The organism is Delftia sp. WSY_10 (genome assembly GCF_043104705.1).
Taxonomy (GTDB): Bacteria; Pseudomonadota; Gammaproteobacteria; order Burkholderiales; family Burkholderiaceae_C; genus Comamonas; species Comamonas tsuruhatensis.
Genome location: NZ_JBICKY010000012.1, coordinates 291,960 through 310,723, shown reverse-complemented (window position 1 = coordinate 310,723; position 18,764 = coordinate 291,960). Strand labels below are relative to the sequence as shown.

Below are 18,764 nucleotides of genomic sequence, written 5' to 3'. Positions count from 1 at the left end.
GCAATGCCCTGTGTGGCGCACGCCTGTGCAGGCGGGCGCTTCCAGTGGTTCTTCTTGAAGGGGGTTGTGCCTGGGAAGGCGTTCGGTCAAACGGTTGGTCCGACGTTCTTTCAGACGGGCGCCACGCCCAGCGTGGTGCCGCCGCAGATGTAGAGCACCTGGCCGGTGACGAAGCCGTTGTCGGGCGACAGGAAGAACAGCGCGGCGCGCGCCACGTCTTCCGGTGTACCCATGCGGCCCACGGCAATGCTGTTGAGGATGCGCTGGGTCTGCGGCGCGCCTTCGGGGTTGCTCTTGGTGAACAGCTCGGTGGCGATGGGGCCGGGGCCCAGGGCATTGACCGTGATGCGATCGCGGCCCAGCTCCATCGCCAGGGTGCGCGTCAGGCCGATCAGGCCGGCCTTGGTCGCCGAGTAGACGATGCGGTCGGGCTTGCCCAGCGCGGCGCGCGAGGACATGTTCACGATGCGGCCCTCGCCGCAGGCACGCAGCGTGGGCAGGAAAGCCTGCACCAGCAGCATGGGCGCGCGCAGGTGCAGTCCCACCACATCGTCCAGATGCTGGGTGCTGGCGTTGTCGATGGTGCCGGGACGCGTGGCGCCCGCGTTGTTGACCAGGGCCACCACGTTGTGCGCGGTGGCAATGCGGGCCGCCGCCTCGGCCGTGGCCTGCTCGCTGGTCAGGTCGGCCTGGTAGCTCACCAGCAGCGGATGGCTCCAGTCGGGCAGCACGTAGTCGAGATTGACCACGGTGCGGCCCTGGGCCAGCAGGGCCTCGGCGATGGCGCGGCCGATGCCGTTGCTGGCGCCGCTGACCACGGTGACGGGTGTCTTGTTGTCCACGGTGCTCATCGCTGTCTCAGACCTTTTCCAGGATCACGGCAATGCCCTGGCCCACGCCGATGCACATGGTGCACAGCGCGTAGCGGCCGCCCAGCGTGTGCAGCTGGTTCACGGCGGTGGTGGCCAGGCGGGCACCGGAGGCGCCCAGCGGATGGCCCAGCGCAATGGCGCCGCCCCATTGGTTGACGCGGCGGTCATCGTCGGCAATACCCAGATCGCGCAGCACGGCCAGGCCCTGCGCGGCGAAGGCTTCGTTCAGCTCGATCACGTCCATCTGCTCCAGCGTCAGGCCGGTCAGGGCCAGCACCTTGCGCACGGCAGGCGCGGGGCCGAAGCCCATGATGCGCGGGGCCACGCCGGCCACGGCCATGCCGACCACGCGGGCGCGGGGCACCAGGTTGTATTGCCTGGCGGCTTCCTCGTTGGCCAGCAGCAGGGCGCAGGCGCCGTCGTTCACGCCGCTGGCATTGCCGGCCGTCACCGTGCCATCCGGGCGCACCACGCCCTTGAGCTTGGCCAGCGCCTCGATGGTGGTGGCGCGCGGATGTTCGTCCTGGCTCACCACGATGGCGTCGCCCTTCTTCTGGGCAATGGACACGGACACGATTTCCTTGGCCAGGTAGCCGGCCGCGATGGCGGCGGCCGCCTTTTGCTGGCTGGCCAGGGCCATGCGGTCCTGGGCTTCGCGCTCGATCTTGAAGTCGTCGGCCACGTTCTCGGCCGTCTCGGGCATGGAGTCCACGCCGTACTGCTGCTTCATCAGCTTGTTGACGAAGCGCCAGCCGATGGTGGTGTCGTACACGGCGTTGCTGCGGCTGAAGGCGCTTTCGGCCTTGGGCATGACGAAGGGGGCGCGGCTCATGCTTTCCACGCCGCCCGCGATCATCAGGCGGGCCTCGCCCGCCTTGATGGCGCGCGCGGCCGTGCCCACGGCGTCCAGGCCCGAACCGCACAGGCGGTTGATGGTGGCGCCCGGCACATCGATGGGCAGGCCGGCCAGCAGGGCGGACATGCGCGCCACGTTGCGGTTGTCTTCGCCGGCCTGGTTGGCGCAGCCGTAGAGCACGTCGGCCACGGCCGTCCAGTCCACGCCGGGGTTGCGCTCCATCAGCGCCTTGATCGGCACGGCGCCGAGGTCATCGGCACGCACCGGGGACAGGGCGCCGCCGTAGCGGCCGAAGGGGGTGCGGATGGCGTCGCAGATGAAGGCCTGGTTGGACTGGCTCATGGTGTCTCCTGGGAAAAGAATGAAGAGGTGCCGGGGTGCGCCGCAGCGCACCCACTGGGGGAGCGGAGGGATCAGGCCGTGGCCGTCGCGTCCTTGATGGGCAGGCCCACGATGGACTGCAGCTCGGCGTGCGAGAGGCCGGGCACGGTGTCGATCAGGCGCAGGCCCTCGGGCGTGCATTCCAGCGTGCACAGGTCGGTGTAGATGCGCTTGACGCAGGACAGGCCCGTGAGCGGATAGCTGCAGGCCTCGACGACCTTGCATTCGCCGGTCTTGGTCAGCAGGTCCATCATCACCCAGGTCTGGCGTGCACCCACGGCCAGGTCCATGGCGCCGCCCACGGCGGGAATGGCACCGGCCTCGCCCGTGCTCCAGTTGGCCAGGTCGCCCGTGGCCGAGACCTGGAAGGCGCCCAGCACGCAGATGTCCAGGTGGCCGCCGCGCATCATGGCGAAGCTGTCGGCATGGTGGAAGTAGCAGCCGCCCGGCAGCAGGGTGACGGGCTGCTTGCCGGCATTGGTCAGGTCATAGTCCTCCTGGCCTTCGGCGGGCGCCGGGCCCATGCCCAGGATGCCGTTCTCGCTTTGCAGGATGACCTCGCGGCCGGCCGGGATGTGGTTGGCCACCTGGGTGGGCATGCCGATGCCCAGGTTGACATAGGCGCCGTCGAAGATGTCTTCGGCCACGCGCCGGGCCAGCTCTTGCTTGCTGCGTTTCTGGTAGCTGCTCATGCTCTTGCTTTCGGCGGTTGGGGCGCTCATGCGGTTTTCTTGAAGCCGCCGGCCTGGGTGGCCACGCGGTCGATCTTCACGATCTGGCTCACGTAGATGCCGGGCGTGACCACGGCCTCGGGGTCCAGCGCGCCCAGCTCCACGATCTCGTGCACGGTGGCGATCGTGTGCTTGGCCGCCGTGGCCATCACGGGCCCGAAGTTGCGGGCCGACATGCGGTAGGTCAGGTTGCCCCAGCGGTCGCCCTTCTCGGCCTTGACCAGTGCCACGTCGCCGTGGATGGGATGCTCCAGCACATAGTGCTTGCCGTTGATCTCGCGCGTTTCCTTGCCGTTGGCCAGCTCCGTGCCATAGGCCGTGGGACAGAAGAAGCCGCCGATGCCGGCGCCGGCGGCGCGCAGGCGCTCGGCCAGGTTGCCCTGGGGCACGAGTTCCAGCTCGATCTTGCCGCTGCGGTACAGGTCGTCGAACACCCAGCTGTCCACCTGGCGGGGGAAGCTGCAGATGATCTTGCGCACCTGGCCGCTCTTGAGCAGCGCGGCCAGGCCCTGGTCGCCGTTGCCCGCGTTGTTGTTGACCACGGTCAGCTCGCGTGCGCCCTGGGCGATCAGGCCGTCGATGAGTTCGGTGGGATTGCCCGAGGTGCCGAAGCCCCCGATCAGCACGGTGGAGCCGTCCTGGACGCCCGACAACGCCTCGGCGATGGTGTCGGTGATTTTGTTGATCACTTGCTTGTCTCCGGTATGCAGGCCGCTGGCGCTGCGCTAAAATGTTCGTATGTAGAACAAAAGTTCGCAGAAAGAATTATAGGGCCATGGAAAAAAAAGCCGCTTCCGTAATTTCCACAGGTGGGGTTGAAGAAGAGGGCGGCACGCCGCGCCCCGGCGACAGCTATGTGCAGTCCTTTGCGCGCGGCCTGGGCGTGATCCGCTCGTTCAGCGCCGAGGCGCCTGCGCAGACGCTCAGCGAGGTGGCGGCGCGCACGGGGCTCACGCGCGCCGGGGCCCGGCGCATCCTGCTGACGCTGCAGACGCTGGGCTATGTGAAGAGCGATGGCAAGCTGTTCCAGCTCACGCCGCGCATCATGGAACTGGGCTTTGCCTACCTCAGTTCCACCCCGGTCTGGAACCTGGCCGAGCCCGTGATGGAGAACCTGGTCGACGAGGTCAAGGAGTCCTGCTCGGCCGCCGTGCTCGATGGGGGCGACATCGTCTATGTGCTGCGCGTGCACACCCACAAGATCATGAGCACCAACCTCAGCGTGGGCTCGCGCCTGCCGGCCTGCTGGACTTCGATGGGGCGCGTGCTGCTGGCCGGCGAGAGCGATGAATCCCTGCAGGCCCTGCTGGATGCGCGCGAGCGCCGCCAGTTCACGGCGCTGACCGAGCAGGACGACGAGCGCCTGCGCCAGCGCATTCTGGAGGTGCGCGCCCAGGGCTGGGCCCTGGTGGACCAGGAATTGGCCGAAGGCCTGATCTCCATCGCGGCGCCCGTGAAGAACGCGGCAGGGCGCACCGTGGCCGCGCTCAACATCAGCGGCCAGGCCAACCGCAACAGCGCCGAGATGATGCGCGTGCAACTGCTGCCCCGGCTGCTGGCCGCCACGCAGCTGGTGAGCCAGCTGCTGAGGGCCTCGTCGCGTCTTTCCCTGTAAAGCGGAGTGTGGCGCAGTGCGGCAGTGCGGGGCGGGGCGCTCCATAATTGCCGCTCCACGCCCTGCACCCGCTTGCCTGCATCCAGCACCATGGCCCGCCTGCCCAGACTCACCATTGCGGATCTGCCGCACCACATCATCCAGCTCGGCAACAACGGCGCGGACATCTTCATCGATGCCCAGGACCGGGAGACCATGCTGGGGCTGCTGCGCGAGATGGCGCGCAGCTGCGAGCTGGCCGTGCATGCCTACGTGCTCCTGCCCAGCCAGTTCCACCTGCTGGCCACGCCGCGCACCGACGATGGCCTGCCCAGGTTCATGCAGGCCGTGGGCCGGCGCTATGTGCGCTACTTCAACGACCGCCACGGCCGCAGCGGCACGCTGTGGGAGGGCCGCTATCGCGGCACGGTGCTGCAGCCCAGCTGGCTGCTGCCCACCATGGTCTTCATGGACGACAGCCCCGTGCGCGCCGGCCTGGTCCAGCGGCCGGCCGACTGGCCCTGGTCCAGCTACGCGCACAACGCCGGCCTGCGCAGCGACGCGCTGATCCAGCCGCATGCCGTGTTCTGGGAACTGGGCAACACCCCGTTTGCGCGCGACGCGGCGTATGTGTCGGCCGTGGAAGAGGGCGTCAGCAGCGATGACGGCGAACGCATCAGCCAGTCGGCGCTGCGGGGCTGGGCGCTGGGCGATGAGCAATTCATTGCCGATTTACAACAGCGCACCGAGCGCCGCGTGACCCGCCAGCGCGCCGGCCGTCCGCCAGGACGGACCAATGAGCGCACCACAACAGTGCGTTAGTACCCAATGATGGACTGCAAGTGCTTGATTCCTCATCGCAGGCCTCTGTAAAATAAATATGTCCCTTATTAATTTCCGATTTTTTTGTTCTGGAATTAATTGGGATCTGACCCTTATATAAATTTATTGCATGAGGTGATGCCTTGTCTTAATCTTGCGTTCCCTGCGAAAAATTTGAGGATTCCGCCATGACGACGGCTGCCGAGATCAAGCATCTCCAAGACCACGGTCTGTACTCCAAGAGCAACGAGCACGACGCCTGCGGCCTCGGCTTTGTTGCACATATCAAGGGCGTCAAGCGCCATGACATCGTCACCGGCGCGCTCAAGATCCTCGAAAACATCGACCATCGCGGTGCCGTGGGTGCCGACAAGCTCATGGGCGATGGCGCGGGCATTCTGATCCAGATTCCCGACCAGCTCTACCGCGAAGAGATGGCAAAGCAGGGCGTGGCCCTGCCGCCCGCGGGCGAGTACGGCGTGGGCATGATCTTCCTGCCCAAGGAGCACGCCTCGCGCCTGGCCTGCGAGCAGGAGATGGAACGCGCCATCAAGGCCGAAGGCCAGGTCCTGCTGGGCTGGCGCGATGTGCCCGTGAACCGCGACATGCCCATGTCGCCCACGGTCCAGGAAAAGGAACCCATCCTGCGCCAGGTCTTCATCGGCCGCGGCGCCGACGTGATCGTGCAGGACGCGCTGGAGCGCAAGCTGTACGTGATCCGCAAGACGGCCAGCGCCGCCATCCAGAACCTCAAGCTCAAGCACAGCAAGGAATACTACGTTCCCAGCATGAGCAGCCGCACCGTGGTCTACAAGGGCCTGCTGCTGGCCGACCAGGTGGGCGTGTACTACAACGACCTGTCCGACGAGCGCTGCGTTTCGGCCATCGGCCTGGTGCACCAGCGCTTTTCGACCAACACCTTCCCCGAGTGGCCGCTGGCCCACCCCTACCGCTACGTGGCCCACAACGGTGAAATCAACACCGTGCGCGGCAACTACAACTGGATGCTGGCGCGCGAGGGCGTGATGGCCTCGCCCGTGCTGGCCGAGGACCTCAAGAAGCTCTATCCCATCAGCTTCGCCGGCCAGTCCGACACGGCAACGTTCGACAACTGCCTGGAACTGCTGACCATGGCCGGCTACCCCATCAGCCAGGCCGTGATGATGATGATTCCCGAGCCCTGGGAACAGCACGAGTCCATGGACGAGCGCCGCCGCGCCTTCTATGAATACCACGCCGCCATGATGGAGCCCTGGGACGGCCCGGCCTCCATCGTGTTCACCGACGGCCGCCAGATCGGCGCCACGCTGGACCGCAACGGCCTGCGCCCCTCGCGCTACGTGATCACCGATGACGACCTGGTCATCCTGGCGTCCGAAGCCGGCGTGCTGCCCGTGCCCGACAGCGCCATCGTGCGCAAGTGGCGCCTGCAGCCCGGCAAGATGCTGCTGATCGACCTGGAGCAGGGCCGCCTGATCGAGGACGACGAGCTCAAGGCCAACATCGTCAACACCAAGCCCTACAAGCAGTGGATCGAGAACCTGCGCATCAAGCTGGGCAGCGTGGGCGGTGACACCCATGCCGGCCCCGAGGCCGCCAGCCTGCCGCTGCTCGAGCGCCAGCAGGCCTTCGGCTTCACGCAGGAAGACATCAAGTTCCTGCTGGCCCCCATGGCCAAGAACGGCGAGGAAGGCATCGGCTCCATGGGCAACGACAGCCCGCTGGCCGTGCTGTCGGACAAGAACAAGCCGCTGTACAACTACTTCCGCCAGATGTTCGCGCAGGTGACCAACCCGCCGATCGACCCCATCCGCGAAGCCATCGTGATGTCGCTGGTGTCCTTCATCGGACCCAAGCCCAACCTGCTGGACATCAACCAGGTCAACCCGCCCATGCGCCTGGAAGTGCACCAGCCCGTGCTGGACTTCGCCGACATGGCCAAGCTGCGCGACATCGAACGCCACACGCAGGGCAAGTTCAAGAGCGCAACGATCGACATCACCTACCCGCTGTCCTGGGGCAAGCAGGGCGTGGAAGCCAAGCTGGCATCGCTGTGCGCGCAGGCCGTGGACGCCATCAAGGGCGGCGCCAACATCCTGATCATCAGCGACCGCCATGTGAGCGCCACCCAGGTGGCCATCCCCGCGCTGCTGGCGCTGTCGGCCATCCACCAGCACCTGGTACGCGAGGGCCTGCGTACCACGGCCGGCCTGGTCGTGGAAACGGGCACGGCGCGCGAAGTGCACCACTTCGCCGTGCTGGCAGGCTACGGCGCCGAGGCCGTGCACCCCTACCTGGCCATGGAAACCCTGGCCGACATGCACAAGGAGCTGGGCGGCGACCTGTCGGCCGACAAGGCCATCTACAACTACGTCAAGGCCATCGGCAAGGGCCTGTCCAAGATCATGTCCAAGATGGGCGTGTCCACCTACATGTCCTATTGCGGCGCCCAGCTGTTCGAGGTGATCGGCCTGAACAGCGACACCGTGGACAAGTACTTCACCGGCACGGCCAGCCGCGTCGAGGGCATCGGCGTCTTCGAGATCGCCGAGGAAACCATCCGCAACCACCGCGCGGCCTTCGGTGACGATCCCGTGCTGGAGACCATGCTGGACGCCGGTGGCGAATACGCCTGGCGCGCCCGTGGCGAAGAGCACATGTGGTCGCCCGACGCCATCGCCAAGCTGCAGCATTCCACGCGCTCCAACAACTGGAGCACGTACAAGGAATACGCCCAGCTGATCAACGACCAGAGCAAGCGCCACATGACGCTGCGCGGCCTGTTCGAGTTCAAGTTCGACCCGGCCAAGGCCATCCCGCTGGACCAGGTCGAGCCGGCCAAGGAGATCGTCAAGCGCTTTGCCACGGGCGCCATGTCCCTGGGCTCGATCAGCACCGAGGCCCATGCCACGCTGGCCGTGGCCATGAACCGCATCGGCGGCAAGAGCAACACCGGCGAAGGCGGGGAAGATCCTCAGCGCTACCGCAACGAGCTCAAGGGCATCCCGATCAGGAAGGGCGAGACCCTGGGCTCCATCATCGGCGCCGACAAGGTCGAGGCCGACATCGAGCTGCAGGACGGCGACTCGCTGCGCTCCAGGATCAAGCAGGTGGCATCGGGCCGCTTCGGCGTCACGGCCGAGTACCTGTCGTCCTCGGACCAGGTGCAGATCAAGATGGCCCAGGGCGCCAAGCCCGGCGAGGGCGGCCAGCTGCCCGGCGGCAAGGTGTCCGACTACATCGGCAAGCTGCGCCACGCCGTGCCCGGCGTCGGTCTGATCTCGCCCCCGCCCCACCACGACATCTACTCCATCGAGGATCTGGCCCAGCTGATCCACGACCTGAAGAACGTGGCGCCGCACGCCGACATCTCGGTCAAGCTCGTGTCCGAAGTGGGCGTGGGCACCATCGCGGCCGGCGTGGCCAAGTGCAAGAGCGACCACGTGGTCATCGCAGGCCATGACGGCGGCACGGGCGCATCGCCCTGGTCGTCCATCAAGCATGCGGGCTCGCCCTGGGAAATCGGCCTGGCCGAGACCCAGCAGACCCTGGTGCTCAACCGCCTGCGCGGCCGCATCCGCGTGCAGGCCGACGGCCAGATGAAGACCGGCCGCGACGTCGTCATCGGCGCGCTGCTGGGCGCCGACGAGTTCGGCTTCGCCACGGCGCCCCTGGTCGTCGAGGGCTGCATCATGATGCGCAAGTGCCACCTGAACACCTGCCCCGTGGGCGTGGCCACGCAGGACCCGGTGCTGCGCGCCAAGTTCTCGGGCAAGCCCGAGCATGTGGTGAACTACTTCTTCTTCATCGCCGAGGAAGTGCGCCAGATCATGGCCCAGCTCGGCGTGGCGAAGTTCGACGACCTGATCGGCCGCTCCGACCTGCTGGACACCCGCAAGGGCCTGCAGCACTGGAAGGCTCAGGGCCTGGACTTCTCGCGCCTGTTCGCCCAGCCCGAAGTGCCCGCAGACGTGGCACGCTTCCATGTCGAAAAGCAGGACCACCTGCTGGACAAGGCGCTGGACGTGAAGCTCATCGAGCGCTGCAAGCCCGCCATCGAGAACGGCGAGCGTGTGCGCATCATGGAAGTGGCGCGCAACGTCAACCGCTCCGTGGGCGCCATGCTCTCCGGTGCCGTGACGCGCGTGCATCCCGAAGGACTGCCCGATGACACCATCCGCATCCACTTCGAGGGAACTGGCGGCCAGTCCTTCGGCGCCTTCCTGTGCAACGGCATCACGCTGAACCTGCGCGGCGACGCCAACGACTACACGGGCAAGGGCCTGTCCGGCGGCCGCGTGGTGGTGCACGCCAGCCATGAGTTCCGTGGCGATACCACCAGCAACACCATCGTGGGCAACACCGTGATGTTCGGCGCCACCAGCGGCGAGGCCTTCTTCGGCGGCGTGGCCGGCGAGCGTTTCGCGGTCCGCTTGTCTGGCGCCACCGCCGTGGTCGAAGGCGTGGGCGACCACGGCTGCGAATACATGACCGGCGGCACCGTGGTGGTGTTGGGCAAGACCGGCCGCAACTTCGCGGCCGGCATGAGCGGCGGCGTGGCCTATGTGTATGACGAGGATGGCCGCTTCGCCGAGCGCTGCAACAAGGCGTCCGTCTCGCTGGACCAGGTGCTGCCCCATGACGAGCACCTGGCCCAGGTCTCGCCTGCCGTCTGGCACCGCCGCGAGACCGACGAGCGTCAACTGCGCGCGCTGATCGAGGCGCACAGCCGCTGGACGGGCTCCAAGCGCGCCCGCGATCTGCTGGACAACTGGGCGGCGGCCCGCTCCAAGTTCGTCAAGGTCTTCCCCAGCGAGTACAAGCGTGCCCTGTCCGAGATGTACGAGCGCCAGGTGATGGAAGAGCCCGCCACGCCCGAGGTCGAGGAACACGCCAAGGAGGCGGTGGCCGCCAAATAACAAGGAAGCGAAGGATGCGGGCAGCAGCCCGCACCCATCCCTGCACCCCACACATCAGGACAACGAATCATGGGAAAGACCACCGGCTTCATGGAATATGAGCGCCTCGAGGAGGGCTATGCGCCCGTCGCCGAGCGCGTGAAGCACTACAAGGAATTCGTCATCGGCCTCGATGACAGCCAGGCCAAGATCCAGGGCGCGCGCTGCATGGACTGCGGCACGCCGTTCTGCAACAACGGCTGCCCGGTCAACAACATCATTCCGGACTTCAACGACTTGGTCTTCCACGGCGGCTGGAAGAGCGCCAGCGCCGTGCTGCACAGCACCAACAACTTCCCCGAGTTCACCGGCCGCATCTGCCCCGCACCCTGCGAGGCCGCCTGCACCCTGAACATCAACGACGACGCCGTGGGCATCAAGTCCATCGAGCACGCCATCATCGACCGTGCCTGGGCCGAAGGCTGGGTCAAGCCGCTGCCCAGCAGCCGCAAGACCGGCAAGAAGGTGGCCGTGGTCGGCGCCGGCCCCGCAGGCCTGGCCGCATCGCAGCAACTGGCCCGCGCCGGCCACGATGTCACGCTGTTCGAGAAGAACGACCGCGTCGGCGGCCTGCTGCGCTACGGCATTCCCGACTTCAAGATGGAGAAGTCGCACATCGACCGCCGTGTCGAGCAGCTCGTGGCCGAAGGCGTCAAGATCCGCACCGGCGTGCTGGTGGCGGGCAAGGACGGCCTGGGCGAAGACTCCAAGGTCACCAACTGGGCCAAGGAAACCGTCAGCCCCGAGCAGCTCATGGCCGAGTTCGACGCCGTGCTGCTGACCGGCGGTGCCGAGCAGTCGCGCGACCTGCCCGTGCCCGGCCGTGAACTCAAGGGCATCCATTTCGCCATGGAGTTCCTGCCGCAGCAAAACAAGGTCAACGCCGGCGACAAGCTCAAGGGCCAGCTGCGTGCCGATGGCAAGCATGTCATCGTCATCGGTGGCGGCGACACGGGCTCCGACTGCGTGGGCACCAGCAACCGCCACGGCGCCGTCAGCGTGACCCAGTTCGAGCTGATGCCCATGCCGCCCGAGCAGGAGAACAAGCCCCTGGTCTGGCCCTACTGGCCGATCAAGCTGCGCACCAGCTCCAGCCACGAGGAAGGCTGCGAGCGCGAGTTCGCCATCGCCACCAAGGAGTTCATCGGCGAGAAGGGCCAAGTCACGGCCGTCAAGACCGTACGCATCGAAATGAAGGACGGCAAGATGGTCGAGGTGCCCGGCAGCGAGCAGGTGCTCAAGGCCGACCTGGTGCTGCTGGCCATGGGCTTCGTCAGCCCCGTGCAGGCCGTGCTCGATGCCTTTGGCGTGGACAAGGACGCACGCGGCAACGCCAAGGCCACCACCGACTTCACGGGCGGCTACGCCACCAGCGTGCCCAAGCTCTTCGCCGCCGGCGACGTGCGCCGCGGCCAGTCTCTGGTGGTCTGGGCCATCCGCGAAGGCCGCCAGGCCGCTCGCTCCATTGACGAGTTCCTCATGGGCACGTCCGACCTGCCTCGGTGAGATGCCAACCCCGGAAGGGGCTTGGCCATAGACAAAGAAAAAGCCCTTGGTGATGAACCAAGGGCTTTTTATTACAAATTCCTCGTGTTTCAGCGTAGGCCCTTGAAACTGGCGCGCCCTAAAGCGAGGGACACCGAGGAAGGGCCGCCCCGCACCGAGGGTGTCGTCCCCCTCTGGGGGAAGGCGCGAAGCGACTCAGGGGGAGGGTTTATCCTCTGCGGGCTTGTCCACTGCGGTGCCGGGCTCGGCTTCTTCTTCCGGCGCCTTGGAGACGCGGCTGAACCAGCCGGCGCCCAGGATGCCGATCTCGTAAAGAATGCACATGGGCACGGCCAGGGCCAGCTGGGAGATCACGTCGGGCGGCGTGACCACGGCGGCGATGATGAAGGCCACCACGATGAAATAGCCGCGGAAGGACTTGAGCTTGGCGATGTCCACCAGGCCGAAGCGCACCAGCAGCATGACCACGATGGGCACCTGGAAGGCCAGGCCAAAGGCCAGGTACAGCGACAGGATGGCCTCCACATACGATGCAATGTCCGGCGTGGCCGCCACGCTGTCCGGGGTGAAGCCCTGGATGAAGGCGAACATCTTGTCGAGCACGAAGAACTGCACGAAGGCGATGCCGATATAGGCCAGCAGGCTGCCGAAGATGATCAGCGGCAGCGCAAAGCGCTTTTCATGGCTGTACAGGCCGGGCGCCACGAAGGCCCACATCTGGTACATGATCCAGGGCAGCACGGCCAAGATGCCCACCATCATCAGTACCTTGAGCGGCACGAAGAAGGGGGTGAACACGCCGACTGCGATGAGCTTGGCATCGGGCGGCATGTGGGCCTTGATCGGGTGGGCGATGAAGTCGATGAGCCCGTTGGGGCCGGGCCATATGGCCAGCACGGCGATCGCCAGACCGATGCCGTAGATGCAGTAGAGCAGGCGGTCGCGCAGCTCCATCAGGTGCTGGACGAAAGGCTGCTCGGTGCCTGCCAGCTCGTCGTCTTTAGGTGGAATGTCGGACATGGTGCGAAACCGCGGCGGGCCGCAAGGGCGTCCACGGACCTGGTATGAAAAGCAGAAAGCCCGACGGATCGGGCAGGGTGGGGCGATGGCGAGTGCCCGGGTGGCAGAGGCTGGGCCGGTTGCCTCGTGGCCCGCTGCGCGCCAGCATCTTCAGCGGGACTTCTGGGGACGAAAGCGCGCCACGCGCGCCGCGCCCGACTGCGCCTTGGTGCGCACGCCGGCCCGGGCCTTGTACCACTGGGGCACGGCGGCACGCTTGAGGCGCCAGTTCTTGCCCGGGTGGCGGTAGGCCGGCGCCACGGCGCTGTACGTATCGCTGCCTGAATCGTAGGAAGAGGAGTCGTACGAGGAAGACGTGCCGTTGAGCGATGCCGTGGACTCGTTCCAGTCCTTCTCGAAATTGGCGGCCGAAGTGTGGATGGACTGCTCGACGTCGCGCGCCGCGCCTTCCACCGTGTCCTTCATCTTGCGCAACTCGTCGAGTTCCATCGAACGGTTGACCTCGGCCTTCACATCGGAGACGTAGCGCTGGGCCTTGCCCAGCAGGGTACCGACGGTGCGCGCCACGCGCGGCAGCTTCTCGGGGCCGATGACCACGAGAGCCACGGCGCCGATCAGCGCCATCTTGGACAGACCGATATCAAACATGGAGGCTTGGCGTGCGGAGCATCAGCTCTTTTGCTTGGCTTCGACGTCGATGGTGGCCTTGTCGGTGGCTGTCTGGCCTGCAACCTGGCCAGGGGCAGCTGCGGGGGTGTCGGTGGAGGTCGAGCCGTCCTTCACACCGTCCTTGAAGCCCTTGACTGCACCGCCAAGGTCGGAACCGATGTTCTTCAGCTTCTTGGTTCCGAACACCAGAACCACGATGGCCAGGACGATCAGCCAATGCCAGATGGAAAACGAGCCCATGAGAATCTCTCCTAAGAATTGCAGATCATTTTAGACGCCGGGCCATGGCGGCAGTTCGCAAGGCCCCACAAAAGCCGTTCGGCCGGCGCATGTACGCAGAAGTCGCAAGCAAGAGGCGGGCCATCTTGCGCGCAAGCCTGCGTCCAGCAAAGGCTTCAGCCCTTCAGCCAGGGGCGGGGGCCGCCCATGACATGGATGTGCAGATGGTGGACTTCCTGTCCGCCCTCGGTGCCCGTGTTGACCACCAGACGGAAACCGCCGTCGGGATACGGATTGCAGCCTTGCTCGGCGGCCAGGCGGGGCGCCAGCACCATCATGCGGCCCAGCAGCGCAGCGTCGTCGGCCTGGACCTGGGCCATGGAGGGGATGTGCTTCTTGGGCACCATCAGAAAGTGGATGGGCGCGCCGGGATGGATGTCGTGGAAGGCGAAGACTTCATCGTCCTCATAGACCTTGCGGGAAGGGATCTCGCCTTTGATGATGCGGCAAAACAGGCAGTTCGGGTCGTGGTCGTGCATGGCGCTACGGGAGTCCTGGGAAGCTGGCGGTGGATCGAAAAATCAGGGTGAATTGTCGTTGATGTGCAGTGTCTGGCGCACGCCGATGTCGCTGCGGTGCTGCTGGAGCCAGTGCTGCCCCTGCTCGCGCCCCAGCTCGAACAGCTCGCGCACGAAACGCATGTCCGAGCGCGTCTTGGTCGAGGCGCCGTAGCCCTTGAGCACCGCGCCGCCGTCCACGCGGTGCAGCAGCACCTTTTTGTAGCGTGCCGGGTCCAGCTTGCCCTGCTCCAGCAGGCGCTTGACGAATTCGATGGCGCGCAGCTCGGACAGCAGGCCGGCGTTGAAGGTGACCTCGTTCATGCGGTCCATGATGTCGGCCGCCGTGTTGGGCAGGTCGGTGTGCTCGATGGGATTGATCTGCACCAGCAGGATGTCGCTGGACGCCGTGCCGTAGATCAGGGGATACAGGGCGGGATTGCCCGAGAAACCGCCGTCCCAGTAAGGCTCGCCATCGATTTCCACGGCCTTGAACAGCTGGGGCAGGCAGGCCGAGGCCATGACCGCGTCGGCACTGAGCCTTCTGCCCGAAAAGATGCTTCCCCGGCCCGTGCGCACATTGGTGGCGCAGACAAAGACCTTGGGCACCACGCCCTCCACGGGCGGACGCGTCAGCGCCTCGAAATCCACGACCCGTTCGAGCAGCTTGCGCAGCGGGTTGATGTCCAGCGGGTTGGTCTGGTAGGGCGAGAAGAACTGGTTGAGCACGCCCATGAAGGGGCTGCCCGGCAATGGCGCGCCCCACATCAGGCTGCCCATGGTGCCCACGCCTTCCCACAGTTCGGTCAGCGAGGCGCGGGCCAATTGGGCGCCCAGCGCCTGGGCGGCCACAGGGTCGCTTTCCTGGCGCGCGGCCTGGGCAAAGCCCTGTGCCAGGGCCACGGCATTCATGGCGCCGGCGCTGGTGCCGCTGATGCCGTCGAAGACAAGGCTGCCGTCTTCCAGCAGTGCGTCCAGCACGCCCCAGGTCAGGGCGCCGTGCGAGCCCCCGCCCTGCAGGGCGAGGTTGATCTTGCAGGTCGGGGTGAAGGACATGGCGGGCGGGCCGGCGGCTTCAGCGGTCCACGGCCTGGTTGCGGTTCATGGCGACCATGCCGCGCACGATGCGGTACAGGAACCAGATGGAGATCACCGTCCAGGCGATCCAGCCGGGCACGAAGAACAGCAGCCACAGCGGGGCCGTGACCAGGTACAGGATGCCGGCCCAGATCACGCTGCGGATGCGCCACGAGAAATGGTTGGCCATCCAGCTGCCTTCGGCGTCGCCGCGCTTGACCAGGTCGATGATCAGGGCGATCACCAGCAGCGCGATGCTGGGCTGGGCGCCGGGCACGACGGCGGCCACGGCCACCACCAGGTGCAGCAGGTAGCTGACCCAGCCCCAGGCCTTGAGGCCTTCGATGCGGGACTGGTCCAGGGCACGGACTTCGATGTAATCGTCATTCATGGCAGCGGTCCTTTCTCGTTCACATCACGTTCCTGGGCCTTGCGCAGCGCCTTTTCCTCGATGCCGCTGGTGCCTTCGCGGCGCTCCAGCTCGGCAACGACCTGGGCGGGCGTCAGGCCATAGTGGGCCAGGGCGATCATGCTATGGAACCACAGATCGGCCACTTCGTAGAGGATTTTGCCGGCGTCCCCGCCATGGTCTGCGTCCTTGGCGGCCATGACCACTTCGGTGGCCTCTTCGCCGATCTTCTTCAAAAAGGCATCCGGGCCCTTGTGCAGCAGGCGGGCGACGTAGCTCTTGTCGGGGTCGCCGCCGTTGGCGGGCTTGCGGCTTTCGATGACGGCGGCCAGGCGCGCCAGGGCGTCCTGCGAGGAAGTGCTTGCGGTGTCGTTCATGTTCGTGGAATTCATTTGTAGATCGATTCGGGGTCTTTCAAGACCGGATCGACGGCCTGCCACTGGCCATCGCGCAGCACGCTGTAGAAGCAGCTGTGGCGCCCCGTGTGGCAGGCAATGCCGGGCTCGTGGCCGGTCTGGGTGATCTTGAGCAGGACCACGTCGTTGTCGCAGTCGATGCGCACCTCGTGCACGGTCTGCACGTGGCCCGATTCCTCGCCCTTGAACCACAGCTTGTTGCGCGAGCGGCTGAAATAGACGGCGCGGCCCAGCTCGGCCGTCTTGGCCAGGGCCTCGCGGTTCATCCAGGCGAACATCAGCACGTCGCCCGTGTCCTTTTCCTGCGCGATCACGGGCACCAGGCCCTGCGCATCCCATTTGACTTGATCTAGCCAGTTCATTGCCTGCATTGTGAATATCCTGGGTTGGAATCCCTGTGACAGCATTGTCAGGAATTGCCTGGATTGAAAATACACCCCCTGAGTCGCTTCGCGCCTTCCCCCTCTCTCGCTGCGCGGGAGGGAGACGACAGCCTTGCTGCGGGGCGGCCCTTGCTCGCTGTCCCTGGTCCCTTGGGCCGCGCCGGTTTCATGGGTTGTGGGCGGCGCGAGCGCCATGGAAAACTGAAATGAAGGAGTCCGCCGACGCGCCGTATCAGAGGCGCACGGGCACGCCGCGCTCGGCCATGCGCTGCTTGGCCTGGCCCACGGTGAATTCGCCATAGTGGAAGATGCTGGCGGCCAGCACGGCGTCGGCGCCGCCCAGGGTCACGCCATCGGCCAGGTCGTCCAGCGAGCCCACGCCGCCGGAGGCGATCACGGGCACGGGCACGGCGTCGCTGACGGCGCGCGTGAGCTTCAGGTCGAACCCGGACTTGGTGCCGTCGCGGTCCATGCTGGTCAGCAGGATCTCGCCCGCGCCGCGGCGCGCCATCTCGGCGGCCCACTGCACGGCGTCCAGGCCGGTGTTCTTGCGTCCGCCGTGGCTGTAGACATCCCAGCCGGGGCCGGCGGCGCGGCCGTCGGCGCCGATGCGCTGCTCGTCTTCGGCGGTGCGGCGCTTGGCGTCGATGGCCACGACGATGCACTGCGCGCCGTACTTGTCGGAGGCGGCATTGATCACATCGGGGTTGGCGATGGCGGCCGAGTTGAAGCTGGTCTTGTCGGCGCCCGCGTTGAGCAGGCGGCGCACGTCCTCGACGGTGCGCACGCCACCGCCCACGGTCAGCGGAATGAAGACCTGGCTGGCCACCGATTCGATGATGGGCAGGATCAGGTCTCGGCCATCGCTGGTGGCCGTGATGTCCAGGAAGGTAAGCTCGTCCGCGCCCTGGGCGTTGTAGCGCGCGGCGATCTCCACCGGGTCGCCCGCATCGCGCAGCTCCACGAAGTTCACGCCTTTGACGACGCGCCCTCCCGTGACGTCAAGACAGGGGATGATGCGTTTGGCAAGCATGGGCAGACTCGTGGCTAGGGCGTGAAACAAGGGCGAAAAGATACCACGCCCTCGGCGTCCGCAGGCGCTGCGGGGTTCAGCGCTTGAGACCTGCGGCCTGGCTTTGCCAGCGCCATGCGTCCTCGCACATGCGGTCCAGGTCCAGCATGGCCTTCCAGCCCAGCAGGCGCTCGGCCTCGGCGGGGTCGGCCCAGCACTGGGCCACGTCGCCGGGGCGGCGCGCCACGATCTGGTAGGGCACGGGGCGGCCGCTGGCGCGCTCGAAGGCCTTGACCATCTCCAGCACCGAGACCGGGCGCCCCGTGCCCAGGTTCACCGTCAGCAGGCCTTGCTGTTCACGCAGATGGCGCAGCGCCGCCAGGTGGCCGCGCGCCAGGTCGGTGACGTGGATGTAGTCACGCACGCCTGTGCCGTCCGGCGTGGCGTAGTCATCCCCATAGACACTGAGCTGCTGGCGCTGGCCGATGGCGACCTGCGACACATAGGGCATGAGGTTGTTGGGGATGTCGCGCGGGTCCTCGCCGATCAGGCCGCTTTCATGGGCGCCCACGGGATTGAAGTAGCGCAGCCGTGCCAGGCGCCACTGGCCGGGCTCGGCGCGGTCCAGGTCGGCCAGCATTTCCTCGATCCACAGCTTGCTGCGGCCGTAGGGGTTGGTGGCAGACAGCGGGAAATCCTCGCGGATCGGCAGGCTGGCCGGGTCGCCGTAGACCGTGGCCGAGGAGGAGAACACCAGGCTGTGCACGTCCGCCGCCTGCATGGCCTGCAGCAGGGCGACCGTGCCGCCCACGTTGTGTTCGTAGTAGCGCAGTGGCTGGGCCACGGATTCGCCCACGGCCTTGAGTGCGGCGAAGTGGATCACCTCGCGGATGGAGTGCTCGGCAAACAGCTGGTCCAGCGCGGCGCGGTCGCGCACATCGCCTTCCACGCACAGTGGGCGCCGGCCCGTGATGCGTTCCATGCGGTCGAGCACGTCGGCGCTGCTGTTGCTGAAGTTGTCGTAGATCAGGTAGGGCTCGCCTGCGGCGGCCAGCTCCACGCAGGTGTGGGAGCCGATGAAGCCGGCGCCGCCTGTGACCAGGATCATGAATACCTCTCATTGGTGATTTTTTGGCGTGCCTAGTATCGCAATAACCCAGCTTCTCCCCGGGTTCAAGTGGGCTGAGCACAAAAGTAGGGAGAAAACACATTTGTAGACAAACAACGTTATGCTCGGCCCGCTTTTCGTCGGATTGACGATAGCTTTCATCAAATTGTTAAG

Annotated in this window: 18 protein-coding genes; 4 read left to right on the top strand and 14 right to left on the bottom strand. The window is 66.3% G+C overall.

The genetic code is table 11. The features are described 5' to 3' along the window. Nucleotides 1–110: 110 nt before the first annotated feature. The 4 genes from ACF8ML_RS03560 to ACF8ML_RS03545 form a co-directional block, all read right to left on the bottom strand. Nucleotides 111–851 carry an SDR family NAD(P)-dependent oxidoreductase gene (locus tag ACF8ML_RS03560; RefSeq protein WP_392406289.1) on the bottom strand — a complete coding sequence of 247 codons (741 nt, stop codon included), beginning with the start codon at nt 849–851 and terminating at the stop codon, nt 111–113. A gap of 7 nt (nt 852–858) precedes the next feature. Continuing rightward, entirely contained in the window at nt 859–2,070 is a 1,212-nt protein-coding gene (gene pcaF, locus ACF8ML_RS03555) for a 3-oxoadipyl-CoA thiolase (RefSeq protein WP_012207361.1), read from the bottom strand. Nucleotides 2,071–2,141: 71 nt separating this feature from the next. After that, nucleotides 2,142–2,801 (bottom strand): 3-oxoacid CoA-transferase subunit B, encoded by a 660-nt coding sequence (locus ACF8ML_RS03550; RefSeq protein ID WP_026062883.1) that lies wholly within the window; start codon nt 2,799–2,801, stop codon nt 2,142–2,144. A gap of 26 nt (nt 2,802–2,827) precedes the next feature. Beyond that, complete coding sequence (locus ACF8ML_RS03545) at nt 2,828–3,529, bottom strand: 3-oxoacid CoA-transferase subunit A (RefSeq protein ID WP_012207359.1); 702 nt, start codon at nt 3,527–3,529, stop codon at nt 2,828–2,830. A gap of 86 nt (nt 3,530–3,615) precedes the next feature. Here ACF8ML_RS03545 and ACF8ML_RS03540 point away from each other — a divergent pair, with 86 nt between their 5' ends. The 4 genes from ACF8ML_RS03540 (at nt 3,616) to ACF8ML_RS03525 (ending at nt 11,720) form a co-directional block, all read left to right on the top strand. Then, nucleotides 3,616–4,455 carry an IclR family transcriptional regulator C-terminal domain-containing protein gene (locus ACF8ML_RS03540; protein ID WP_046239363.1) on the top strand — a complete coding sequence of 280 codons (840 nt, stop codon included), beginning with the start codon at nt 3,616–3,618 and terminating at the stop codon, nt 4,453–4,455. A gap of 90 nt (nt 4,456–4,545) precedes the next feature. After that, a complete protein-coding gene (locus tag ACF8ML_RS03535; protein WP_016445555.1) occupies nt 4,546–5,256 on the top strand; it encodes a transposase in 711 nt (236 codons plus the stop codon). A 188-nt stretch (nt 5,257–5,444) separates the two neighbouring features. After that, nucleotides 5,445–10,175 (top strand): glutamate synthase-related protein, encoded by a 4,731-nt coding sequence (locus ACF8ML_RS03530; RefSeq protein WP_392406286.1) that lies wholly within the window; start codon nt 5,445–5,447, stop codon nt 10,173–10,175. A gap of 69 nt (nt 10,176–10,244) precedes the next feature. Beyond that, nucleotides 10,245–11,720 carry a glutamate synthase subunit beta gene (locus tag ACF8ML_RS03525; RefSeq protein ID WP_016445557.1) on the top strand — a complete coding sequence of 492 codons (1,476 nt, stop codon included), beginning with the start codon at nt 10,245–10,247 and terminating at the stop codon, nt 11,718–11,720. A gap of 195 nt (nt 11,721–11,915) precedes the next feature. On the opposite strand, the gene tatC is transcribed toward ACF8ML_RS03525, so the two are convergent. The 10 genes from tatC to galE all read right to left on the bottom strand — a co-directional run bounded on the left by tatC (nt 11,916) and on the right by galE (nt 18,590). Beyond that, a complete protein-coding gene (gene tatC, locus ACF8ML_RS03520; protein WP_017406166.1) occupies nt 11,916–12,740 on the bottom strand; it encodes a twin-arginine translocase subunit TatC in 825 nt (274 codons plus the stop codon). 150 nt (nt 12,741–12,890) lie between these two features. Continuing rightward, a complete protein-coding gene (gene tatB, locus ACF8ML_RS03515; protein ID WP_016445559.1) occupies nt 12,891–13,388 on the bottom strand; it encodes a Sec-independent protein translocase protein TatB in 498 nt (165 codons plus the stop codon). Nucleotides 13,389–13,409: 21 nt separating this feature from the next. Beyond that, entirely contained in the window at nt 13,410–13,649 is a 240-nt protein-coding gene (gene tatA / locus ACF8ML_RS03510; protein WP_016445560.1) for a Sec-independent protein translocase subunit TatA, read from the bottom strand. A 155-nt stretch (nt 13,650–13,804) separates the two neighbouring features. Then, on the bottom strand, nt 13,805–14,167 hold the full coding sequence (locus ACF8ML_RS03505) for a histidine triad nucleotide-binding protein (RefSeq protein WP_016445561.1): 363 nt from the start codon (nt 14,165–14,167) through the stop codon (nt 13,805–13,807). A 42-nt stretch (nt 14,168–14,209) separates the two neighbouring features. Beyond that, entirely contained in the window at nt 14,210–15,241 is a 1,032-nt protein-coding gene (locus ACF8ML_RS03500; RefSeq protein ID WP_046239365.1) for a patatin-like phospholipase family protein, read from the bottom strand. Between the two features lie 19 nt (nt 15,242–15,260). Next, nucleotides 15,261–15,653, bottom strand: a complete 393-nt coding sequence (locus ACF8ML_RS03495) for a membrane protein (RefSeq protein WP_013800783.1) — start codon at nt 15,651–15,653, stop codon at nt 15,261–15,263. After that, nucleotides 15,650–16,063 (bottom strand): phosphoribosyl-ATP diphosphatase, encoded by a 414-nt coding sequence (locus ACF8ML_RS03490; RefSeq protein ID WP_016445563.1) that lies wholly within the window; start codon nt 16,061–16,063, stop codon nt 15,650–15,652. Before ACF8ML_RS03490 ends, ACF8ML_RS03495 begins: the two co-directional genes overlap by 4 nt. After that, nucleotides 16,060–16,458, bottom strand: a complete 399-nt coding sequence (gene hisI, locus ACF8ML_RS03485) for a phosphoribosyl-AMP cyclohydrolase (RefSeq protein ID WP_174538852.1) — start codon at nt 16,456–16,458, stop codon at nt 16,060–16,062. The genes ACF8ML_RS03490 and hisI overlap by 4 nt, the downstream gene beginning before the upstream one ends. A gap of 244 nt (nt 16,459–16,702) precedes the next feature. Continuing rightward, nucleotides 16,703–17,503, bottom strand: coding sequence for an imidazole glycerol phosphate synthase subunit HisF (gene hisF / locus ACF8ML_RS03480; RefSeq protein WP_013800786.1), 801 nt, complete (start codon nt 17,501–17,503; stop codon nt 16,703–16,705). A gap of 76 nt (nt 17,504–17,579) precedes the next feature. After that, nucleotides 17,580–18,590 carry a UDP-glucose 4-epimerase GalE gene (gene galE, locus ACF8ML_RS03475; RefSeq protein ID WP_392406280.1) on the bottom strand — a complete coding sequence of 337 codons (1,011 nt, stop codon included), beginning with the start codon at nt 18,588–18,590 and terminating at the stop codon, nt 17,580–17,582. Nucleotides 18,591–18,764: the final 174 nt, after the last annotated feature.